The following is a 15,536-nucleotide window of genomic DNA, read 5'->3' as shown; positions in this document are numbered from 1 at the left end:
TTACACCAACCTGACTATATTAGATCAAGGGATATTTTTTTGAAGGGCTTTCCAATTAAGGCGTTGTATTGGCTACAGGAAGTATTTTCCCATTGAAATAGTGATGTCCATTTTGAGCGAACTCTGCAATATAGCGTCCCATTTCAAAGGCTAAAGTACCCGCTTCAACACCCGGAAAAGCAGCCTCGAACATTTCGGTCTGAGCAGATCCTAAGGCTAGACAGTTCACTTTGATTCCTTTTTCCTTAAACTCCTCCGCTAAGCATTCTGTAAGCACTGCTAATGCGGCTTTGCTGGTTGAATATGCCGAAAGTCCGGGAAACTTCAATGATCCCTGAAATCCCCCCATACTGCCAATATTGACAATATGTGAGCCTGATGGCATCAAGGGAACAACGTTTTGTATCATATTTACATGTCCCATTACATTGGTTTGTAGCATTTCAGCAAAATCCTTTCCATCAGTTTCCATAAATGGCTTATTGATGAGTGCTCCAGCATTGTTTATCAAGATATCAACCTTATCAAATTTAGATTGGATGAAGGGAACAAGTGTAGTATAGTCATCGTAGACAATATCAAATTGAGCCGGGTATAAGGTGCCGCCATCATAGTTGAGCTGACCTGCAATTTCATGAAGTTTTCTCAGTTTGTCTGCTGATCTAGCCAAAGCAATGACTTTGTTGTCCTTTTTAGAGGTCAAATCCAACACCGCTTCAAATCCAACACCACTGCTTGCACCTGTAATAATAATATTTGCCATGTTTATTCTTCTAGTTTTTGACTTTGTTCAACTTCTTCTGCGGAAGGTAATTTGTCCTCTCCAATTGCTTGCGGATGAAAGATAAAATAAATTCCTGAAAGCGCGACGAGAGCGGAAATAATATAAAATAACAAGGTGATTAAAACCGCATTGTGTGAGTCGACGTGGAATATGCCCGCTCCCCACATGATCACAAGCTCACGCATCCCTAAACCACCCACTGAAAACGGAATGATCGAAACAAGAGAAGATGCAAGGAATAAAAATAGGTAAGGAGAAAATTTGCCGCTAAATCCTAGTGCATAAAGGATAAGAATTGCTGCAATAACTTGCATGGATTGCACACCGATTGCTTTTAAATGGGCTATTAAAAATGTAGCCTTGTATTCTTTAAAGAACTTGGTTACGATAAAGTAATAGAGAACGCTCCCTATTATAAATAGAATAACGGTCAGATAGTTTGGAATTCCGAGTTGTGGCATATAAGTAACTAGCGCTGCAATGATGAGGCACAGTGCCCATAATCCACTTAATCTATCTAAAAATAAGGCCGTAAATAATTTTCGTCCTTTAATATTGAATTGTTTCCTGAGGAAGAATATTTTATAACCATCTCCGCCAACACCGCCTGGTAAAATGAGGTTGTAAAATAGGCCAAGTTGATACAGTTTTAAATTATATTTTTCCGTAACATCTAAACCGATTGCCTTTAAAAAAGTCAATAAGCGCGAAGAAGAAATAAAAATTGAGATACTATAAGCAACTAAAGCAAAGAATAGATAGAGAGGATTGGAGTTGATGACGGCTTCTTTCAGATCCTTTAGCGATACCTTGCTAAATACCCAGTATAAGGCTCCTACAGTAACGACAATCTTTGCTATATTTTTGGCTATTTTGAGCCCCTTTTTTTTATCCATATAAATTATACATCCAATCTTGTTCGGCTGTAATTAGCGTTTTGGAGAATCCAAAGTTAGAAACTTTGGCGAATTGTGCAATTGGGCTTAAGCAATCGTTGGGTAAATTCTTGAATACAATAATATCAAATATAAAATACCAAAGATAGTAGCAAGAGAAAATAGCCAATTTAGGTCAATTCTGTTATATTTGTGCTTGAGCACAGCGATCATTAATCCAATGATGAAGCAAAATAACAAGATAGGAGCTATGAGTGCTATCTTGTTCGTAAAAGCAAGGCTGATTTGATTCAATTTGCTTTTTGCTTCCTGTCCTAAAAAAAGCGGATAAGAAGCAAAGGCCAATAAAATGATAAATAACCTTAACAGCGTTTTTGCGATTATTTTGCTTATGGTATGATTTTTGGCTGTAATCTTCATGATTTGTGGATTAATTTACCCCAAAAATACAATTTGAAATTAAAATTTATACATATGAATCGATTCGTTTTATCATTAGCAACTGTTTTTGCTACGGTGACCTTATTTTCTTGTGGAGCACAAAAGCAAGGTACATCAACTGGAAATCCTTCTTCCAATACGAGTGCAGCTTCTGGTCCTAGCGCTTCGGATTGGAAATCCGCGGTAAAAGGAACGTGGACATTGAATACAATCGATAGAGAGAATTTACCTTCTTCATTCACGATCAAAAGTGTATTTGAAGAGGCTCCGGCAGAATGTTTCGTAGGTAGTACATGGAATTTTATTGGAAATGGGAAAGGATCAATTACATTTAATGCGCAAGGAACTTTATGTGCTCCAGGAGCATCACGTGAGATTTTTTGGTCTATCTATAACCCTGGAAAAGGCTTAGGAGAGCCTCAGTTTCAATTTAAAAAGATTTATGCGGGCGATAAGGCGAAAAATGTCACAACAGGTTACCGCTTAGATTTATCTTATTCTGATGGGAATAAATTAGTTATGCGTATGCCATTGACTGTTGCGAATGGAGAAGCCTATCTAGTTTTTAACTTTACGCGCTCAAACTAAACGTAAACGATAAAAAAAGAATAACAGAAAGCTATAGGAATTCCTATGGCTTTTTTTGTTTAAAATTTAATACTTTTACACTCCCAATTCATTATGATTTATTTGCGCTGTAGACGGATGAGTTTACGAATACGGTGACCGGCAAGTATTGAATGATAATCTTGTGCGTAGCTAAATTAATCGCGGATAAACTAATTGTATGTATGGATATGGGATAAATATCTAACGATTTCGTCAGGTATTGCTTAATCTAGAGAGAAACATGGCTGAACAAAACACGAAAACTGCTTTAATAACAGGTATAACAGGACAAGATGGTGCCTATCTAGCAGAATTCCTATTGAAGAAAGGATACAAAGTACACGGTTTAAAACGCCGCAGCTCTTTATTCAATACTGATCGTATTGACCATCTTTATCAAGATCCTCATCTCGACAATCGAAATTTCACATTGCATTTTGGTGATTTGACGGATTCAACCAATTTGATTCGTATTATACAAGAAACACAGCCTGACGAGATTTACAATCTTGCGGCACAATCTCACGTAAAGGTTAGTTTTGATACGCCAGAATATACTGCTAATGCAGATGGTATCGGTACATTGCGGATTCTTGAGGCGGTCAGATTATTGGGAATGATCGAAAAAACCCGTATTTATCAGGCTTCCACTTCCGAATTGTATGGATTGGTGCAAGCGGTTCCACAAAGTGAAACAACACCCTTTTATCCACGAAGTCCGTATGCTGTAGCAAAAATGTACGGTTATTGGATTACTGTAAATTACCGTGAAGCTTATAAGATGTATGCCTGTAATGGTATTTTATTTAATCACGAGAGCCCTGTAAGAGGAGAAACTTTTGTGACACGTAAAATTACCAGGGCTGTGGCAAAAATCGCGCTAGGGCTGCAAGATAAATTATATCTTGGTAATCTGTCCGCACAACGTGACTGGGGGCATGCCAAAGATTATGTAGAAGCAATGTGGTTGATTCTACAACAAGAAACCGCAGAAGATTTTGTGATTGCTACAGGTGTGACAACAACTGTTAGGGATTTTGTTCGCATGGCTTTTGCAGAATTGGGAATTGAAATTGAGTTCAGTGGCAAGGGAGAGCAGGAGAAGGGGGTAATTATCGATATTGACGAGGAACGCTTAGCTCAGTTAAATATTGATAAGTCGCTGATTAAATTCGGTCAGACTGTTGTCAAAGTTGATCCGGCATATTATAGGCCAACTGAAGTCGATTTACTTATTGGTGATCCGACAAAAGCAAATACAAAACTTGGATGGACGCCAAAATATGATCTTCAGATGTTGGTAACAGATATGGTACAATCCGATCTTCACCTGATGAGAAAGGAAGAATACTTAAAACAAGGCGGATTTGAGACCTTGAATTATTTTGAATAATTCATAATTGGTAATAAAAAATAAAACTGGAATAATTTTTGTTTAAACATTCAATAGTATAAATTTATAGATTTATACCTATGAAAATGACAGTATATTATGATAAATTCAGAAGTTGTTTCGAGTAAGAAAGAAGAAGAGAAGAAGAAAGATTCTTCGAAGATTTACTTCTTTATCATTGCGATAGCAGCATTACTTGCAACAAACATATATTTTTATGTCAAGTTTAAGACCAATGGTGAAAAGGTCTATACACTTACAGTAGAAAAAGAAAATCTGCAGGTACAAATCGATCGTATTGAAGCTGAATTGGATAAAATTGATGTAGAAAATGTCCAATTGACGCCAGAGATGACTGTGCAGAAGGATGATTCTAGGGCGGAGATCGCAGTACTTCGTAAAAAGCTTGAAAATAAAAGTATTACTCCAAAAGATATTGATGATGCACAGCACAAGATCAATCAGCTTAAGAAGCAGGTGGATACTTATCGTGTAAATGTGCAACGGCTGATTCAGGAAAATCAAATTTTATCGAAGCAAAACTCCAATTTGAGCGAATCTGTAGTTGAAAAAGAAAAACAAATTACTTCTTTAGTTACATCAAATTCGGATCTGAAAGAGAAGGTTGCGACTGCTTCAGCATTAAAGGTTTCAAGCATCAGTATAAATGGCCTTGAAGTCAAAAAGAATGGAAAGGAATTTGTAGAAGAACGTGCTAAAAAAATCGATAAGTTAAAAATCAACTTTACCATTGCTGATAATCCGTTGGCTAAAAGTGGAGAACGTGATATATATGTTAGAATTATCGATCCACAGGGAAATCTGGTCGTGCAAGGTGATAATATTTTCTATGTACATGGCGAGAAATTACAATATACTTTTAAACACAATATTTTATTTACCAACAAAGGTGAAGACTATATCGTCTATTGGGCAGCAGAAGAAGGATTCTCTAAAGGGGCCTATACGGTTTTATTATATGAAGATAATGCAATCATGGGACGATCTACTGTTGTATTGCGTTAAAAATAGATACACTATAAACAAAAAAGCTCNNGAGCTTTTTTGTTTATAGTGTACTGTTCTTGTTATACTGATCCTTAAAGCAAAATAATAAGGCTATCGATTAACTGGTTAGTTTTATGCTATCAGTGTTTGAGTTATACCCTAATTGAACGCTATATTTTTATCTACATCAGTTGGTGTGACGCCCATTTCTTTACACAAATGCTTATTTAGAGACACTGAAGATGGAGCGCATATAAGCTTTCTTCGATGTCTTATTTTTGTTGATTGCTATCTACACATATTAAGACTCTATCTGTTGCAAAGGAAGCAGTATATGGAACGTTGTACCTTCGCCTTCTACAGTCTCAAAATAGATTTGCCCGTTACAGGCTTCAATTGTCTTTTTGACAAGAACTAGTCCTAAACCGTTTCCGGAACTCTTTGTCGTGAAATTAATCTGGAAAATTTTATCCTGCATCTCTTTGGGAATCCCATAACCGTTGTCTTTGATATCTATCTTGACAAATTTGTCTGAGTAGCGTTCAATGGAAATCTCGATCTTCATGTTTTTTCGTCCATAACCGCCCTCAATCGCATTTTTTATCAAATTATTGAAGGTTCTTAATAGCTCATTACCATCTGCTTTAACGATAAGGGTTCTGTGATCCGCATTGTTAATGAGACGAATACTTACATTTGGTGTATTGTTGTACAAGGAAATGGACTTTGTTACTTTCTCTACAATATTGATGTTTTCCATTACCGTATTTGGGAATTTTGCAAAATGTGAAAATTCTGAGGCAATATGCGTCAATGCATCGATTTGTTCGATGAATGAAGTGGAGAATTTATTGAAGCGATCCGGAAATTTAGGGTCCTCGTCTTTGTAAGATCTACGGAGTTGCTGAATGCCTAATTTCATTGGTGTCAACGGATTTTTGATTTCATGGGCAATCTGTTGAGCCATCTCACGCCAGGTAGATTCGCGCTCGGTGTCTTTAATCTTATTCGCATAGTCCTCCAGTTTAATGATCATTAGGTTATATTCTTTGATCAATGTGCCGATTTCATCATTTCGTTGCCAAAATAAAGGTTCATTAGGTTGACCCAGACGCAGCTGGGAAATCTTCTTACTGATGATGCTCAATGGATTGGTGACACTGTTGGCAACAAACGTCGCATAAAATCCAAAACCGATGATGATTAACGAATAGATATTCACAATCGTATTTAAAAGAAGATTTTTATTGATATTTTCTTCTTTTTGGAGAGAGAAATTCGGAATTCCAATATACGCCAACGTATTATAATTTTTGTCCCTGATAGTCGCGTAGCTGGTCTCAAACTGGAACGCACCTATCCGTTCATCTTCGATTGTCTCTGATTTTTTTAATATGGATAGATTCTTCAGTGCAGCTGGATTAATAAAAGTCGAGAAAAGCTCCAAGTCGTAAATTCTACGCTGAGAACTATAAAGCAATCTACCTGATTTAGAATAAAGGTTAAAGTCTTTGGAGATTGTCTCAGACAATGTTTTGAGAATATTGATGAGCTGTGTCTCATTGGAAGTTTCATCCGTGTAAGTCAACATATTTTCCATCCGTTTGCCGAGCTCAATAATAAATCTTTCCTTACTCGCTTTATTGTTATTGTAAAGTTGCTTGTTGATGCTTACATAGGAAATTACAGCCGATATAAGAATAGCCAAAATTACTGAAGAAATAATGGACGTCTGAATACGTGTAGAGTACTGTATTTTATTAATTATTTTGTAAAACTGGTATTTTAAATTACGAAAAGTGAGCTTGGTATTTTTTAGAAAAATGTAGAATGATTTGATGAAATGAAAAAACATGAAAATCATAAAGAATACCAGGAACAGGAAAGAAGTCGTTGCGAGGTAATCCCAAAAAGAAGGTTTTTCTTTGCTGATAAGGTATGTAGAGAACTTATTGGCGACATAAGCCATATGGAGGTATGAATCGCGGTCCAGCACCTCAATATATTCTCCCGGTGCACCCTTGAGCCCTCTTAGATTGTTCTCGTATGTATATTTCCCAAACTGTGTTATTAAGGAACCTCCTTTATAAAGGGCTATCGAATAATCCCCTTTATTATAATATTGCGAGTTGTTAATCCGCATATCCGTAAGGATCTCGGGATAAGGAACGGTATAACTAAAGTCTTTATTAGACAGATTGATAATGACATTGACAATTCTATTTTGATCGATGGCGACAGGAATTATAGAGAAATATTCATGAGTTCCTAATTCAGCACTGGCACGATAAAAGTTCTGAGTCACTTTTATAGACTTATTGATTACCTTTTCTCTATATTCATTGATTTTATTCTGGCTAGTTGGATTGAGCGGAATATTGTTTTGATCATAATAATATGCTTTAAACTCATATTTTGAGAGATAGCCACTAAAGTATTTTTTCTTGATAAAATCGTTAATTCCTTCTGTATTTGTATAGGGAAGGCTTATATTAAATAAATGCTTTAGCTCTTGATCATTGGCGATACCACTTTCGATATCAGAGAAAAGAGAAACTGCGTTGACATCATCTTCTGACTGCAAATTGCTCAATAAGATCTTCATGTCGATCAAATTCCGTTCCTGATAGAAGCGTGCATGCGTGATCGCGCTGATGATTGCCCAAAGTATCAGTACGGCAATATAATTTGTTAATATATGTCGGTCAAAATACTTTTCGCCAAAAGATTTAATCAAGATAATCAGTGCGAGGAGCAGGTTGACCAAACTATTTTTCTCGATGTAGATGGAAATGATCAGTATGACAAAAATGACACATGCCAGTTGCATATTGAGTAGCTGTGTCGGTTTTAGGTCCAGTTTTTTAAGAAAGAAAAGGACGAGATCGATATAAATACTCAGGGCTAAAATACCGAGACCAACAATGCCGAGATCGACCCAACTTAAGAAATGTAAATCGACCAGTTTTGTGAAGTCAAAATAGATATTGTTGGAATGAGTAACCAATGTACCGGCGATATCATACAAAAGACCAAAAGATAGATAGATACTCAATATAAATCCTATGGCGACTGGGACTCTAAAAAGCCGGATGTTTTTTATCTTTTCAAAATTGAGTTCTTTACGAATCGAATAGACAAAGAGAATTAGCCACAGTACTAGTATGGTAGTGGACATTACCGACCATATATTGGGGAAGAAGCGATTGTAAGCGTAATTGCGCGAATCGAAAATTGAAAATGTCGCGTTTTCGGACAGCAGATTCCATTTAAGATCGGCAAATTTGACGAGGCTAAATACCGATAATAGCAGTAATGCAGACCACCAGGCCCTTCCTGTCTTGGCCATATGTAGGCAGAGACTATTGAAGAAGATCAATAATGCGATCCAGGCAAGTAGCCAACAGAAGAATTGCAAAATCGTATAGGCGTTTTCATGCTCTCCGTCTTTTAGCTTAACAGAGAATAGATAAGACCCTTCATTGCTATAGATATTTTTAATGGTGACCGTGTCTGTATAGGAGGCAATGTCGATATTTCGAGAGTCGAAAAAGTTCCTCCGCAATGAGCTATTTAAATAGGGGTTGTTGTTATTTGTATAGCCTTTAACAATAATATAGGCGAGTATACTGATATTGCCAATTGTTTTTTTTCGAACAACGTAAGAACGGTTATCATCCTGAATAAAATTGGATTTTTCCGGAAATCCCTGATCTGTAATTGGCACAAATAAATGCGTGCTCCACATCTTCGGTTCATGGTCCTTAAAGAGAAATAAATAAACCTTCTCATTGGTTTTGAACTTTTCAAATGCCTGATAAACTGCTATTGGGTACTGATCGTAGTTTTTAAATGTTTTGAGCAGGAGTGAATCATTAAAAATTCGGTCGACTTTTTTCTCTTGTTGAGCGATATAATCATTGAGTGATTTTGTATCAATGTCCAGTATTTCCTTATTGGTAACAGATTCTTTAATGGTGATAGCTGTTCCTATAAAGCATAAAGTCAAGATAAGTAGGAGTAATCGAATTTTTATACCAGAATTCACGTTCGTCAATTTACATTATTGTAAATATAAAAAAAAGTCCTTGCTTTCTTAAGGCAAGGACTTTTATATTATTTTCTGAATAGCCTATTTTAATTGGCTAGAAAGAATTTTCAATCGGTTTCTTAAGCTTTGTTAACGCTATCGAAAACACGAAGGATTTTAATTGCTTATTAAGCGTGCGGTTCTTCTTGTCTGAAGATTTTAGCAGTCAAGTACTCACGGTTTAAGCGAGCAATGTTTGTTAATTTGATTCCTACAGGACATTCTGCTTCGCAAGCACCTGTATTGGTACAGTTACCGAAACCTTCAGCATCCATTTGATCTACCATTGCCTGTGCACGTTCGTAACGCTCAGTTTGGCCTTGAGGTAATAAGGCAAATTGAGATACTTTTGCAGACACAAATAACATTGCAGAAGCATTTTTACATGCTGCAACACAAGCACCACAACCGATACATGTAGCCGATTCAAATGCTTCGTCAGCGATACGTTTAGGAATCGGAATAACATTGGCATCAGGAACACCACCTGTATTAACATTTACATATCCACCAGCTTGTTGAATGCGGTCAAAAGCTGTACGGTCTGTTGCAAGGTCTTTCAATACAGGGAATGCAGCAGCTCTCCAAGGTTCAATCACGATAGTCTGTCCATCGTGGAAGCTACGCATGTGCAATTGACATGTTGTTGTACCTTCTTTAGGACCGTGAGGGCGACCGTTGATGACTAATGAACACATCCCGCAGATACCTTCACGACAGTCGTGATCGAAATATACAGGATCTTCTCCTTTACGAGTCAATTCTTCATTGACAATATCAAGCATCTCTAAGAAAGACATATCATCAGCGATATCGTTTGCCTGATAAGTTACAAATTGACCTTTATCTTTATCATTTTTTTGACGCCAAACTTTCAGCGTTAAATTCATATGTTGTGCCATGATAATTTTCCTTCTTATTTATAACTTCTTTGTGTTAACTGAACGTTCTCGAATACCAAGTCTTCCTTGTGTAATTCCTCAGGTACATTGTCTCCTTTGTATTCCCAAGCAGATACATAGGCGAATTCATCATCGTTACGTTTTGCTTCACCTTCTTCAGTTTGGCTTTCTAAACGGAAGTGACCACCACAAGACTCCGCGCGTTGCAATGCATCGACTACCATTAACTCACCTAATTCTAAGAAGTCAGCTACGCGACCAGCTTTTTCTAAAGAAAGATTTAATTCTTCATTCTCTCCAAGGACTCTAACGTTCGTCCAGAATTCTTTTTTCAACTCTTGGATCAAACCTTGTGCTTTTTGTAAGCCTTCAGCAGTACGAGCCATACCACAGTATTCCCACATGATGAGACCTAGTTTTTTGTGGATATCATCAACCGTTTCAGTACCGTTTAAAGACAACAATTTGTTGATTTTGTCTTCAACTTCCTTACGTGTAGATTCGAATGCCGGATGGTTGTGATCTACTGGTGCGAATGAACCTAGTTTAGCTAGGTAATCACCCACAGTGTAAGGAATTACGAAATAACCATCGGCAAGACCTTGCATCAATGCCGAAGCACCTAAGCGGTTTGCGCCGTGGTCAGAGAAGTTACACTCACCCAATGCATACAAACCTGGGATTGTAGTCATCAAGTTGTAATCAACCCATACGCCACCCATTGTATAGTGAACAGCTGGATAGATACGCATTGGTTGTTTGTAAGGGTTCTCGTCCGTGATTTGGTAGTACATGTCAAATAAGTTACCATATTTAGCACGTACAGCATCTTCGCCTAGACGACCGATAGCTTCTTTAAAATCCAAGAATACCGCAAAACCAGTTTTACCAACACCACGACCATCATCAACAGCTTCTTTTGCATTACGAGATGCCACGTCACGTGGTACCAAGTTACCGAATGAAGGGTATTTACGCTCCAAGAAATAATCTCTGTCGTCTTCTTTGATGTCATTGGCTTTGATCTCACCTTTACGCAATCTTTCAGCCATTTCTTGAGTTTTAGGAACCCATACACGGCCGTCATTACGTAGAGACTCTGACATCAATGTCAATTTAGATTGGTGATCACCTGTTACCGGGATACAAGTTGGGTGAATTTGCGTATAACAAGGGTTTGCAAAGTAAGCACCACGTTTGTGCGCTCTCCAAGCTGCTGTAACGTTACATCCCATTGCATTTGTCGACAAGAAGAATACGTTACCGTAACCACCAGTACACATCAATACTGCATGTGCAGCATGCGTTTCGATTTTACCTGAAACCAAGTCACGAGTGACGATACCTTTAGCATGACCATCGATCATAACTAAGTCTAACATCTCATGACGCGTATACGATTTTACTTTCCCTTTTTTGATTTGACGGTTTAACGCTGAATAAGCGCCCAACAACAATTGTTGTCCCGTTTGACCACGTGCATAGAACGTACGGCTAACTTGCGCACCACCGAAAGAACGGTTGTCTAATAGACCTCCGTATTCACGCGCAAAAGGAACACCTTGAGCAACACATTGGTCAATGATGTTGACAGATACCTCAGCCAAACGGTAAACGTTTGCCTCACGTGAGCGGTAGTCACCACCTTTGATTGTATCGTAGAATAAACGGAAAACAGAGTCACCGTCATTTTGGTAGCTCTTTGCTGCATTGATACCACCTTGTGCTGCAATAGAGTGCGCACGACGAGGTGAATCTTGATAACAGAATGTAATTACATTATATCCTAATTCAGCTAAAGACGCTGCTGCAGATGCACCAGCAAGACCTGTACCAACAACAATAACGGTAAATTTACGTTTGTTAGCAGGGTTAACCAACTTAAGATTAAATTTATGATTTGACCACTTTTGGGCTAATGGGCCCGCTGGTACTTTTGAATCTAACATATCTCTTAATTTTATATTAATGAATAGAGCTGCTGCTCTATCTTAAAAGATTCTGAATTATTTAAAGAAGAAAAACAATGGCATTATTGCAAAACCAATTGGAATTAATACCCCAAATACCCAAACACCGATTGCTCTGATGATTCCAATATATCTTCTGTGGTTAAAACCTAAAGTTTGGAACGCAGATTGGAAACCATGAATTAAGTGGAATGCCAAAGCTGCCATCGCAATAACATACAAAGCGACCAATGCAACATTTTTGAATGCAAAGTCAACTTGCTTATACAAATCTCTTGCCTTTAAGATTTGAACGTTGTTTTCTACCGTTTCTTGGTAGTCGTGGAATTCAGAAGCTTGAAGTTCTCTCGCTGTGGTTTGTCCAGTTGCCAAATCAGTACGGTATTCGATGTACGGTACTTCATCATTGTGAAATTTCCACCAAAAATTAGACATGTGCGTAGCTAAGAATACTAAAATGACAGTACCTAAGATACCCATGTTGCGTGAATTCCACTTGCTGTTTGCTTGACCATCATATTTGGCATAACCAATAGGACGAGCGGCCTTGTTTTTCATCGACAATGTAATAGCGTAGATGACGTGAACAATTACCGAAGCATACAATAAGTAAGAAACGACTTTGATTGGTGTAAAGTGAGTCATAAAATAGGCGTACTTGTTGAACGCTAGACCCGCATCATCTTTAAATAATTGCAAGTTACCAACCAAGTGAACAACTAGGAATAAACATAGGAAGATTCCTGTTAAGCTCATGATTAGCTTCTTCCCAATCGAAGAACTGAAAACTGGCTTTGATTTACTCATTATCCTTGTAATTTAATTTGAATTAGGCAAATCTACTATTTGCTATTAAATATGATACCATTTTGACAAGAAAAAGCAATAATTTAGAACGGTTCTAAAGTTTATTGAAATAAAAAGTCCGTTTTGAATAAAAACGGACTTTCTAACGGTATATGAACAGTGTTTAATGAACTATAGAATACTGAATAACCTATAGCCTAAACCGATACTCCACATGTTAATTTTTGGATTAGCCTGGCTCTCGTTGTTGACTTTATTTAAGCCCATTTCGTAACGTAGATCTACACGCAAGCTTGAAATATCAGCGCCTACACCAAAAGCCCACGCGGTACCATTTTTCTTATAGCTGTTTGGATTTAAATTAGCAATTGGACTGTCTTGTTTGTCATCGACTTTAAATGAAAATATTGGGCCAGTTTGAATCCTTGCTCCAATCGGACCCAAGCCAAAGCGTTTGCCCAATAATACTGGAACATCAACTGTTGTAAATTTAACATCTGTAGATTCCCCATTTTCAGCTTTCACTGTTGTGTTTTTACCTGTTAAGTACACCTCAGGTTGAATATGGAATCCCAAAACACCAACACGTCCATAAAGACCAGCTTGGTAGCCTGCTTTCGTGTCGGAATTGAAATATTTGCCATCGCTTTTAAGTTTGGAGAAGTTCAAACCTCCTTTTACACCCACCTCAAAACCCGGCAAAAGCTGCGCCTGTGCCGTTGCTACGCTACCACAAATCAAAAGTAATGCTGGTAAAATCTTTTTCATAATCTTTTATTTATGTATATATTGTATCTTTAAACAAACTTTTACAGTTCAGTAAAGATATACAAATTTTATACCTAAATCTGAGTTATGCTGAAAATTAACGAAGAACAGTGGCAAGTAGCCAAAGAAAAACTCCGTCGCAAGTACAACCACTTAAGTGATGAAGATTTAGCTTTTAAAGCTGGAGAGGAGGATAAACTGATTGATCGATTGTCTTCTCGTTTGGGCCGTAAACCTTCCTATGTTTTATTTACGATAGGTAAAGAGATCCAGGATATTAGTAGCAACCGATTATGAGTGATGCCATTAGTTGGACCGATTTTGAGAAAGTGGATTTACGGGTAGGAACTATTTTAGAAGTAAAGGACTTTCCGAAAGCTAAAAAGCCAGCCTATCAATTGAAACGTGATTTTGGAGATGAAATTGGTATTTTACAAAGTAGTGCCCAGATTACAGTACACTATAACAAAGAAGAGTTGATTGGAAAGCAAGTGGTCGCAGTTGTGAACTTTCCCAAAAAGCAGATCGCTAATTTCTTTTCGGAGTGTCTCGTGACCGGATTTGCCGACGAAAATGGCGATATTATTTTGACATCCGTCGACAAAAAATTACCAAATGGATCTAAACTTAGTTAAGTTTGTACCATGACATTTATAGATTTTGAAGGAACACAACTCATCGATAGTGACGAGTCGTTCATGCGTATGGCATTGAACGAAGCTAAGGTTGCATACGAAGAGGGGGAGGTACCTATTGGAGCAGTTATTGTTCATCGAGGACGTGTTATAGGGAAAGGTCATAATTTGACGCAGCGATTGAATGATGTGACAGCTCATGCTGAGATGCAGGCTTTTACAGCAGCTGCTAATTACCTTGGAGGCAAATACCTGGATGAATGTACATTATACGTTACCATAGAACCTTGTATTATGTGTGCCGGAGCGGCCTATTGGACACATATTGGTAAAATAGTCTATGGCGCCAAAGATGAAAAGCGTGGCTATTCTCATTTTCACGATAAAATATTACATCCCAAAACAGTCATTACACATGGTATTTTGCAGGAAGAATGTGCTGATTTGGTAAAATCATTTTTTCGTCAAAAACGGTAAGGAAATAATGGATTTATTGTAACACATAAAAACATAACCGTGTATATTGTGTTATATTTGTATGTATAAACGAAGTAATAAACATTTAAATTAAAATAGATATGGCATTTGAATTAGAAGCGTTACCATACGCAGCCGACGCATTGGAACCACATATTGACAAAACTACAATGGAAATCCACCATGACAGACACCATCAGGCATATGTGGATAACTTAAATAAAGCAATCGCAGGTACAGACGCTGAGAACTTATCGTTATTGGATATCATTAAAAATGTAAGTAAATATTCTGCAGCAGTACGTAACAACGGTGGTGGTCATTACAATCACTCTTTGTTTTGGAAAGTTTTAGGCCCAAATGCTGGTGGAGCTCCAACAGGTGAATTAGCCGAAGCAATCAATGCAACATTTGGTTCATTTGATGAGTTGAAAAAGCAACTTCAAGCAGCTGGTGCAACTCGTTTTGGTTCAGGATGGGCGTGGTTAATCGTTGGTGCTGATGGTAAATTAGCCGTAACTTCTACACCAAACCAAGACAATCCTTTGATGGATGTTGCTGAAGTAAAAGGAAATCCTATTTTAGGTATCGATGTTTGGGAGCACGCTTATTACTTGAAATTCCAAAATAAGCGTCCGGCGTATTTAGAAGAAATTTTTAATGTTATCAATTGGGATGCCGTAGCACAAAACTATGCTGCAGCAAAATAATTGAACATTTGATAGAACCATAGAAAAGCGACAATACTAATTTATT

At 37.5% G+C, this 15,536-nt stretch carries 14 protein-coding genes; 7 read left to right on the top strand and 7 right to left on the bottom strand.

What is annotated here, in order from left to right; translation table 11 throughout:
* Positions 1-55: 55 nt before the first annotated feature.
* Positions 56-763 (bottom strand): SDR family NAD(P)-dependent oxidoreductase, encoded by a 708-nt coding sequence (locus tag B2O97_RS09695; RefSeq protein ID WP_286754818.1) that lies wholly within the window; start codon positions 761-763, stop codon positions 56-58.
* A gap of 2 nt (positions 764-765) precedes the next feature.
* Positions 766-1,680 carry a lysylphosphatidylglycerol synthase transmembrane domain-containing protein gene (locus B2O97_RS09690; protein ID WP_286767319.1) on the bottom strand — a complete coding sequence of 305 codons (915 nt, stop codon included), beginning with the start codon at positions 1,678-1,680 and terminating at the stop codon, positions 766-768.
* A gap of 474 nt (positions 1,681-2,154) precedes the next feature.
* On the opposite strand from B2O97_RS09690, the gene B2O97_RS09685 reads away from it, so the two are divergent.
* The 3 genes from B2O97_RS09685 (at position 2,155) to B2O97_RS09675 (ending at position 5,149) form a co-directional block, all read left to right on the top strand.
* On the top strand, positions 2,155-2,709 hold the full coding sequence (locus B2O97_RS09685) for a lipocalin family protein (RefSeq protein ID WP_046674905.1): 555 nt from the start codon (positions 2,155-2,157) through the stop codon (positions 2,707-2,709).
* A 262-nt stretch (positions 2,710-2,971) separates the two neighbouring features.
* Positions 2,972-4,123: a GDP-mannose 4,6-dehydratase gene (gmd, locus tag B2O97_RS09680; protein WP_046674906.1), complete on the top strand. Its 1,152-nt coding sequence runs from the start codon at positions 2,972-2,974 to the stop codon at positions 4,121-4,123.
* A 99-nt stretch (positions 4,124-4,222) separates the two neighbouring features.
* On the top strand, positions 4,223-5,149 hold the full coding sequence (locus B2O97_RS09675) for a hypothetical protein (RefSeq protein ID WP_286767318.1): 927 nt from the start codon (positions 4,223-4,225) through the stop codon (positions 5,147-5,149).
* 283 nt (positions 5,150-5,432) lie between these two features.
* On the opposite strand, the gene B2O97_RS09670 is transcribed toward B2O97_RS09675, so the two are convergent.
* The 5 genes from B2O97_RS09670 to B2O97_RS09650 form a co-directional block, all read right to left on the bottom strand.
* Positions 5,433-9,179: a HAMP domain-containing sensor histidine kinase gene (locus B2O97_RS09670; protein ID WP_286767317.1), complete on the bottom strand. Its 3,747-nt coding sequence runs from the start codon at positions 9,177-9,179 to the stop codon at positions 5,433-5,435.
* Between the two features lie 170 nt (positions 9,180-9,349).
* Positions 9,350-10,123, bottom strand: coding sequence for a succinate dehydrogenase/fumarate reductase iron-sulfur subunit (locus B2O97_RS09665; RefSeq protein WP_172462311.1), 774 nt, complete (start codon positions 10,121-10,123; stop codon positions 9,350-9,352).
* Positions 10,124-10,137: 14 nt separating this feature from the next.
* Positions 10,138-12,072 (bottom strand): fumarate reductase/succinate dehydrogenase flavoprotein subunit, encoded by a 1,935-nt coding sequence (locus B2O97_RS09660; protein WP_070561950.1) that lies wholly within the window; start codon positions 12,070-12,072, stop codon positions 10,138-10,140.
* A gap of 57 nt (positions 12,073-12,129) precedes the next feature.
* Positions 12,130-12,900 carry a succinate dehydrogenase cytochrome b subunit gene (locus B2O97_RS09655; RefSeq protein WP_046674909.1) on the bottom strand — a complete coding sequence of 257 codons (771 nt, stop codon included), beginning with the start codon at positions 12,898-12,900 and terminating at the stop codon, positions 12,130-12,132.
* Positions 12,901-13,071: 171 nt separating this feature from the next.
* Positions 13,072-13,668, bottom strand: a complete 597-nt coding sequence (locus B2O97_RS09650) for a porin family protein (RefSeq protein ID WP_286767316.1) — start codon at positions 13,666-13,668, stop codon at positions 13,072-13,074.
* A gap of 87 nt (positions 13,669-13,755) precedes the next feature.
* Here B2O97_RS09650 and B2O97_RS09645 point away from each other — a divergent pair, with 87 nt between their 5' ends.
* The 4 genes from B2O97_RS09645 to B2O97_RS09630 all read left to right on the top strand — a co-directional run bounded on the left by B2O97_RS09645 (position 13,756) and on the right by B2O97_RS09630 (position 15,490).
* Positions 13,756-13,965, top strand: a complete 210-nt coding sequence (locus B2O97_RS09645) for a hypothetical protein (protein ID WP_112373906.1) — start codon at positions 13,756-13,758, stop codon at positions 13,963-13,965.
* Entirely contained in the window at positions 13,962-14,303 is a 342-nt protein-coding gene (locus tag B2O97_RS09640; protein WP_286767315.1) for a tRNA-binding protein, read from the top strand. Before B2O97_RS09645 ends, B2O97_RS09640 begins: the two co-directional genes overlap by 4 nt.
* 9 nt (positions 14,304-14,312) lie before the next feature.
* Entirely contained in the window at positions 14,313-14,780 is a 468-nt protein-coding gene (locus B2O97_RS09635; RefSeq protein ID WP_286754821.1) for a nucleoside deaminase, read from the top strand.
* Between the two features lie 101 nt (positions 14,781-14,881).
* The gene (locus B2O97_RS09630; RefSeq protein ID WP_070561962.1) at positions 14,882-15,490 is read left to right on the top strand and encodes a superoxide dismutase; all 609 of its coding nucleotides are present in this window, start codon (positions 14,882-14,884) and stop codon (positions 15,488-15,490) included.
* The last annotated feature ends 46 nt before the right edge of the window (positions 15,491-15,536 follow it).

It is taken from the genome of Sphingobacterium sp. UBA865 (assembly GCF_002295765.1).
Lineage (GTDB): Bacteria > Bacteroidota > Bacteroidia > Sphingobacteriales > Sphingobacteriaceae > Sphingobacterium > Sphingobacterium multivorum.
This window is presented reverse-complemented; position numbering and strand designations above follow the sequence as displayed.

What these genes read in the sequence shown, in the direction of transcription:
- B2O97_RS09695 (WP_286754818.1), bottom strand. Translation starts at nt 763, where the DNA reads ATGGCAAATATTATTATTACAGGTGCAAGCAGTGGTGTTGGATTTGAA.
- B2O97_RS09690 (WP_286767319.1), bottom strand. Translation starts at nt 1,680, where the DNA reads ATGGATAAAAAAAAGGGGCTCAAAATAGCCAAAAATATAGCAAAGATT.
- B2O97_RS09685 (WP_046674905.1), top strand. Translation starts at nt 2,155, where the DNA reads ATGAATCGATTCGTTTTATCATTAGCAACTGTTTTTGCTACGGTGACC.
- gmd (WP_046674906.1), top strand. Translation starts at nt 2,972, where the DNA reads ATGGCTGAACAAAACACGAAAACTGCTTTAATAACAGGTATAACAGGA.
- B2O97_RS09675 (WP_286767318.1), top strand. Translation starts at nt 4,223, where the DNA reads ATGATAAATTCAGAAGTTGTTTCGAGTAAGAAAGAAGAAGAGAAGAAG.
- B2O97_RS09665 (WP_172462311.1), bottom strand. Translation starts at nt 10,123, where the DNA reads ATGGCACAACATATGAATTTAACGCTGAAAGTTTGGCGTCAAAAAAAT.
- B2O97_RS09660 (WP_070561950.1), bottom strand. Translation starts at nt 12,072, where the DNA reads ATGTTAGATTCAAAAGTACCAGCGGGCCCATTAGCCCAAAAGTGGTCA.
- B2O97_RS09655 (WP_046674909.1), bottom strand. Translation starts at nt 12,900, where the DNA reads ATGAGTAAATCAAAGCCAGTTTTCAGTTCTTCGATTGGGAAGAAGCTA.
- B2O97_RS09650 (WP_286767316.1), bottom strand. Translation starts at nt 13,668, where the DNA reads ATGAAAAAGATTTTACCAGCATTACTTTTGATTTGTGGTAGCGTAGCA.
- B2O97_RS09645 (WP_112373906.1), top strand. Translation starts at nt 13,756, where the DNA reads ATGCTGAAAATTAACGAAGAACAGTGGCAAGTAGCCAAAGAAAAACTC.
- B2O97_RS09640 (WP_286767315.1), top strand. Translation starts at nt 13,962, where the DNA reads ATGAGTGATGCCATTAGTTGGACCGATTTTGAGAAAGTGGATTTACGG.
- B2O97_RS09635 (WP_286754821.1), top strand. Translation starts at nt 14,313, where the DNA reads ATGACATTTATAGATTTTGAAGGAACACAACTCATCGATAGTGACGAG.
- B2O97_RS09630 (WP_070561962.1), top strand. Translation starts at nt 14,882, where the DNA reads ATGGCATTTGAATTAGAAGCGTTACCATACGCAGCCGACGCATTGGAA.